We start from the raw sequence: 4697 nt of genomic DNA on the forward strand, positions 1-4697 counted from the left end.
TACCACGAGCAAGGCGTTCCGGTGTTCTATCTGGCCGAAGCATCGAAAAACCAGCGCAGCAAGCGCCTCGTGCCAGTACACGATGACCTCGTAAACCTCGGCTTCTTGGAATACGTGCAGTCCCTCCGCGACAAGGGCGAGACATTGCTGTTTCCTGACTGGACGCGCCCCGACAAGGTCAACGACTGGTTCAATAATTCCTTCCTGAAGGGCCTCGGGATCAAGACCAAGCAGAAGGTCTTCTATAGCTTCCGGCACACTCTTTCTACGGAGCTGGCGCGGACGGGCTGTTCCCGTGACCTGTCGAAAATGATTACGGGCCATGCCCCGCAAGAAATTGCTTCGGCGTACATCTACGCGTCTCCAGTAACGCTTATGGCTGAAGCGCTTAACCGTGTGAAATTTGACATTCCGATTTCAGGATCCTTCTCAAAAAAAGCGCTCAAATAGGAAAGTTTTCGGATTTAAACGATTCACATCCACTCATTCAGATGTTATCTAATGGATATTAGATAAGTTTCTTTACGAGTAAGATGTTTCAGAGTTTGCGTTCTGCATTTCAGAAAAAGGCGGTGGGGGCCTCGACCCCTGCCGCCCTTCCCATTTTCGGGATTACGCCGACGATCACCGGGCAGAATGTTACCTCCGAAAACGCCATGCGCGTGCCCGCCGTCAAATGCGCGGTGTCCCTAATTTCCGAAACCACTGGCGGACTGCCTGTAAAGCTTCACGACCGAGAAACCCGTGAAGTTGAGAAGGATCATCCGGCTTATAAGCTCATTCACGACGAAGCGAACCCTTGGACATCCGCCCAGGTACTTCGCGAAGAGCTGACGACCGACGCGCTTCTTCGCGGCCACGGTTTCGCGCTGGTGATCCGCAACAGCCTTGGCGAACCGCTCGAACTTCATCGCCTCGACCCCGGCGCGGTTCAGGTCGAAACTGACGACTTCACCGGCGAGCCGACCTATCACGTCCAGCTCAAAGACGGACGGCATAGCTACCAATTCACCGACATTCTGCATATCAAAGCTTTTGGTGGTGTCGCTCCGATCACGCTGGGCCGGGAAGCCATCGGCCTTTCGCTCGCTTTCGAAGCCCATATCGCAAAGCTGTTTGGCAACGGCGCATCGCCGGGCGGCATCATCACCGCGCCGAAGACCATGTCCGACGAAGCGAAGAAGAACCTGAAAGCATCCTGGCTGGATTCTCATTCCGGCCCGAAAGCTGGCGGTGTCGCGCTTCTCGATGAAGGCATGGCCTACCAGCAAATCGCCATGACGCTGACCGACGCGCAATTCGCCGAGAACCGCCTTGAGCAAATCCGCGAGATTGCCCGCGTCTTCGGCGTGCCGCCCACGATGCTTTTCGAGCTGACGCGCGGGACGTGGTCCAACACCGAGGAAATGGCCCGCCAGTTCCTTCAGGTCACGCTCAAGCCTTGGCTGTCGGAATGGACCTGGGCCTATGCGCGCTGCCTCTTGGCGCCTGAAGAGCGCCGCGAGCTGTATATCGAGTTCAATACCAACGACCTGACCACGACCGACACCGCCGCCCGTGCGACCGCCTACGGGCAGTATCGCTCCATGGGCGCGATGACCGCGAACGAGGTTCGCGGCGGTCTCAATTTGCCCCCGCGCCCAGACGGCGAAGCCCTCGAAAATCCTTACATCTCGACCGGCGCGACGACCCGCCCGGCGACAGCCGAAAGCATTCCAAATGATTGATTTCTTCAAAAAATTCGCGAAATCCCTAAGCGGGCCGATCACCAACGCGGAACCGGTGACGCCTAGCGACGTCACTGACCTGCCGGTTATCCCGCGCGCGCTCTACGTGGGCACGGGCGGAGATGTGACTGTCGAGCTTCTCGACAGTCCGTCTGGGACGGCCCGGACATTCCGGAACATCCCCGATGCGTCATTGCTGCCTGTCCGTGTGCGCAAGATCCTGGCCACCGGCACCAATGCCGCCGATATTCTCGCCGTCTGGTAACCACGCGATGACCGACGAAATCACGATCCGCTTCTTCTTCGGCGACCGCGAACGCGCCTTTGCCCTGACCGACCCCATGATGACCGAGCTTGAACGCCTGACTGGCAAGGGCGTTGCGGCGATCTTCGACCAGCTCGCCGGGCTGGGTTACAAGCTCGACCACCTCCGCGAGATCATCCGCCTTGCCCTGATCGGCGGCGGCGAGACCTCGCCCGAGGAAGCCAAACGCCTTTGCGACACCTACGCCGCGAACCGGCCTGTCTTCGATCTGGTGACCCTCGCCCTGATGATCCTGTCTGCCCGCTGGTACGGCGCCGACAAAGAGCCGGAGCAGGCGGCATGAACGGCATCGGTCTCGGTCTTTGGGGCAGCATGCAGAACCGCAGATACCCGTTTGGCGCAATTCTCTACGATGGCGAGCCGCTGCTCTACGATGGCCAGTTTATAGTCTACCGTGGCGAACCGCAGTCTCCGCCTGCTTCGACAGCGCCGGAGGAACCTGAATGACCGACCGGCTCGAATTCAAATCTGCGCTGACCATCTCCGATGCCGGCGAAATCGAAGGCCTTGCTTGGCCTTTCGGCACCCCCGACCGCGTGGGCGACATTATCGAGTCGATCCTGAACAACGAGTTCAGGCGGCGGCACCCGTCGACCACGTGGCTGGCGGGCGCCTGCGGCTCCAGATCCTGGAACAGGGCCGGTTCGTCGCGGGCGACCGCGGCTGCCGGGGGCACGTCGGACGCTGCGGCGGGCTCTTCCTCGTGCTCCGCCGAGACCTGCTGGGTCAGCGGTTCTGCCATGCGGCGGCGCGGCAGCGGCACTTCCTCGGTCTTGGCGACCGCGTCGATGCCGGTGGCGACGACCGAGACGCGCATCGCGCCGTCCAGCGTGTCGTCCATGGTCGAGCCGACGATGATGTTCGCGTCCGGGTCGACTTCCTCGCGGATCCGGTTCGCGGCCTCGTCGAGCTCGAACAGGGTCATGTCGGAGCCGCCGGTGATGTTGATCAGCACGCCCTTGGCGCCCTTGAGGCTGATCTCGTCGAGCAGCGGGTTGGCGATCGCCTTCTCTGCGGCCTGGATCGCGCGGTCCTCGCCATTGGCTTCGCCGGTGCCCATCATCGCCTTGCCCATCTCGTCCATCACCGAGCGGACGTCGGCGAAGTCGAGGTTGATCAGGCCCGGGCGCACCATCAGGTCCGAGATCCCCTTGACGCCCTGGTAGAGGACGTTGTCGGCGAGCGAGAAGGCCTCGGTGAAGGTGGTCTTCTCGTTGGCCAGCCGGAACAGGTTCTGGTTGGGGATGATGATCAGCGTGTCGACGACCTTCTGGAGCGCCTCGACGCCCTCCTCGGCCTTGCGCATCCGCTTGGAGCCCTCGAACTGGAAGGGCTTCGTGACGACGCCGACGGTCAGGACGCCGAGCTCGCGCGCGGCCTGGGCGATGATCGGGGCGGCGCCGGTGCCGGTGCCGCCGCCCATGCCGGCGGTGATGAAGCACATGTGGCTGCCCACGAGATGGTCGACGATCTCCTCGATCGTCTCCTCGGCAGCGGCGGCGCCGACGGCCGGACGGGCCCCTGCGCCGAGACCCTCGGTCACGCGCACGCCCATCTGGACCTTAGCCGCGGCGCGGCTCTGGGCCAGCGCCTGGGCGTCGGTATTCGCCACGACGAAATCGACGCCTTCGAGCTGCTTTTCGATCATGTTGTTGACGGCGTTGCCGCCAGCCCCACCAACGCCGAACACCGTAATCTTCGGCTTCAGCTCGTCCTGGTCGGGCATCACGAGATTCAGAGTCATATCTCTATCTGCCTGTCTGTTTTTCCGCAGTCTCTTCGGACCGCCACTGCTCTGCTTATGTGGCCACCTTACATCGGTCCCCAAGACCGGTCACCTGAAAAAGCTTGCAATTAACTAAAAACCGGAGCTTCGGCGGAAACTTGCGGTCCCCGAGCCTGCCGGAGCCTGCGCAGGCAGGAAACAACCGGGATTTCCCCGGTCCGCTCCGAATCGCGGCGGGGCGTGGATTCCCCGCGCGAGTTCAACTGCTTCGGCGGCTTGCCGCCGTCCCTTGGGGCAAGGCGGGCCCGCGGCGGAAAGCGGATGCGGCGGCGTTCCGAGCGGAGTGTCGCACCCGGCCTCCGGGGCGCTCCCGGGGGCGCTGCGGGGCGGTCTGCGACAGACCTTGCCCTTTACACTTCCGGGCCGCTCGGCTTCGCTTGTCATGCGGATCAAATCAATTCTTGCGGAGACGGACCTTGGCACGGCAGCGCGGATTCCTTCACGACCAGCTGGAGGACGTCGCCAGTGCCTGGCGGGACGGATGGTACGTCGTGCGCCATCGCGGCCCGGACCGGATCCAGTTCTGGTTCATCGCGCTGGTCGTCGGCATCGCCTCGGGACTCGCCACGCTCGCCTTCCGCAAGGGGATCGAGAAGCTCCAGACCGTGGTCTACACCACCTCGGACATCCACCTGCACAGCATTGCCGAGACGCTGCCCTGGTACTGGCTGCTGGCCGTGCCGATCCTGGGCGGGCTCGTGGTGGGCCAGATCCTGCACCGCTTCACGCCGGACGGGCGGGTGCGCTCGGTCGCCGACGTGATCGAGGGCGCGGCGCTGCGCGACGGGCGCGTCGAAATCCGCGAGGGCATCGCCTCGGCCTTCGCCTCGATGGTCACGCTCTGCACCGGCGGCTCCAC

At 62.8% G+C, this 4697-nt stretch carries 4 protein-coding genes and 2 pseudogenes; 5 read left to right on the forward strand and 1 reads right to left on the reverse strand.

What is annotated here, in order from left to right:
* From C7T91_RS31230 to C7T91_RS31245, 4 genes and pseudogenes are all read left to right on the forward strand, one after another.
* Window positions 1–450 (forward strand): annotated as a pseudogene (locus tag C7T91_RS31230) (hypothetical protein); the annotation flags it as partial.
* An 83-nt stretch (window positions 451–533) separates the two neighbouring features.
* Complete coding sequence (locus C7T91_RS31235) at window positions 534–1727, forward strand: phage portal protein (protein WP_108263676.1); 1194 nt, start codon at window positions 534–536, stop codon at window positions 1725–1727.
* Window positions 1720–1992, forward strand: coding sequence for a spike base protein, RCAP_Rcc01079 family (locus tag C7T91_RS31240; protein ID WP_108263677.1), 273 nt, complete (start codon window positions 1720–1722; stop codon window positions 1990–1992). Before C7T91_RS31235 ends, C7T91_RS31240 begins: the two co-directional genes overlap by 8 nt.
* Window positions 1993–1999: 7 nt before the next feature.
* Entirely contained in the window at window positions 2000–2335 is a 336-nt protein-coding gene (locus C7T91_RS31245) for a gene transfer agent family protein (RefSeq protein WP_108263678.1), read from the forward strand.
* A gap of 99 nt (window positions 2336–2434) precedes the next feature.
* Here C7T91_RS31245 and ftsZ read toward each other — a convergent pair whose 3' ends face one another.
* Window positions 2435–3796 (reverse strand): cell division protein FtsZ, encoded by a 1362-nt coding sequence (gene ftsZ / locus C7T91_RS31250; protein ID WP_108263679.1) that lies wholly within the window; start codon window positions 3794–3796, stop codon window positions 2435–2437.
* Window positions 3797–4254: 458 nt separating this feature from the next.
* Here ftsZ and C7T91_RS31255 point away from each other — a divergent pair.
* Window positions 4255–4697, forward strand: a pseudogene (locus C7T91_RS31255) (chloride channel protein); the annotation flags it as partial.

The sequence above is a fragment of the Mangrovicoccus ximenensis genome (genome assembly GCF_003056725.1).
Classification (GTDB): domain Bacteria; phylum Pseudomonadota; class Alphaproteobacteria; order Rhodobacterales; family Rhodobacteraceae; genus Mangrovicoccus; species Mangrovicoccus ximenensis.

Coding starts and splice junctions, on each gene's coding strand:
- C7T91_RS31235 (WP_108263676.1), top strand. CDS start 534: ATGTTTCAGAGTTTGCGTTCTGCATTTCAGAAAAAGGCGGTGGGGGCC.
- C7T91_RS31240 (WP_108263677.1), top strand. CDS start 1,720: ATGATTGATTTCTTCAAAAAATTCGCGAAATCCCTAAGCGGGCCGATC.
- C7T91_RS31245 (WP_108263678.1), top strand. CDS start 2,000: ATGACCGACGAAATCACGATCCGCTTCTTCTTCGGCGACCGCGAACGC.
- ftsZ (WP_108263679.1), bottom strand. CDS start 3,796: ATGACTCTGAATCTCGTGATGCCCGACCAGGACGAGCTGAAGCCGAAG.